The 1,088-nt window shown below is 38.6% G+C and carries 1 protein-coding gene; it reads left to right on the forward strand.

The window, feature by feature from the left end:
* Positions 1–103 precede the first annotated feature (103 nt).
* The gene (locus tag ACQEXS_RS22460) at positions 104–1,009 is read left to right on the forward strand and encodes a hypothetical protein (RefSeq protein ID WP_074531672.1); all 906 of its coding nucleotides are present in this window, start codon (positions 104–106) and stop codon (positions 1,007–1,009) included.
* Positions 1,010–1,088 lie beyond the last annotated feature (79 nt).

Genomic DNA, 1,088 nt, shown 5'->3' on the forward strand with positions numbered 1-1,088 from the left:
TTAAATTAACTTAAGTGTATAAGGTACAATGGTTTAGGTTTGGTGGTTAGCGTTGTTCACCACTTAACGCGGCGTTATGCATTAAATTTGAATAGGTTACTCGATGAAACTTATTGATGAAATAATAGAAATTTTGAGTTCAGAAGAAAGCAGCTTAAAAACAGCATTATTAAAAACAAAGGTGTTGCTACATAAACTCGGTGAAAAAGAAATCTTGGACTGGGTTGATAGTGAGTTAAGAGGTTACCAATCCATAGACTCGTTGCCAAGCTATAGGGTGGTTCATGTCTCTGTATTAGGTAATGTAAGTAACATGGCTTACCGCCAGACACACCAAGTTTTGCCGATGATGCACTTAGATAAGTCAATTAGAGAGAAGCTAGATACACGTTTTCTCACTGATAGTATTGCTGTCATCAGCGAATATTCAAAGCGCGATGATTTGCAAATAACAATTGCACCTGAGTATTACCCACTATTATCAAAGGGCTTGAGTAATGGCTATCAGGTAGAAACGGCTTGGGGTATGACTTCATCGGGTGTCATGACGCAAGTATTAACAGAAGTAAATTCGAGGTTATTGGATTTTGTCCTTGAACTGTCGGAAAAATTTCCATCCGAAATGGATACAGAAGAAATGAGGTCAAGGGCAAAGGAGGTGGGTGTGTCTGATTTATTTAATAATGCAGTTTTTGGTGATAACACTACGATAGTTGTGGGTGACTCAAATACCCAAAATGTGCGAAACAGTATCAATAGAAATGACATACATTCACTAGTTGAAGTCTTGAAACAGAATAAGGTGAGTGATGCTGATATTAACGCTCTTAAACTAGCTATAGAGAAAGATCAGGATACTGAAGAGGTCAAAACTGGACAGTTTGGAAAAGAGGTATCTTCTTGGATGGGGACTATGGTGAGCAAAGCAGCATCTACCGTCTGGGACATAAAAGTTGGAGCAGCAGGTAGTTTGCTTGCAACCGCAATTGGTAAGTATTACGGCTTTTAATGCATAACAAACTGTTTAAGAGTGATTCGCAACGCGTGGCATTTTTACTATGCGTTGCGTTTAGTGTTTAAGGTGGTAT

The sequence above is a fragment of the Vibrio sp. TRT 17S01 genome (genome assembly GCF_050113695.1).
In the GTDB taxonomy this organism is placed as follows: Bacteria; Pseudomonadota; Gammaproteobacteria; order Enterobacterales; family Vibrionaceae; genus Vibrio.

Coding starts and splice junctions, on each gene's coding strand:
- ACQEXS_RS22460 (WP_074531672.1), top strand. CDS start 104: ATGAAACTTATTGATGAAATAATAGAAATTTTGAGTTCAGAAGAAAGC.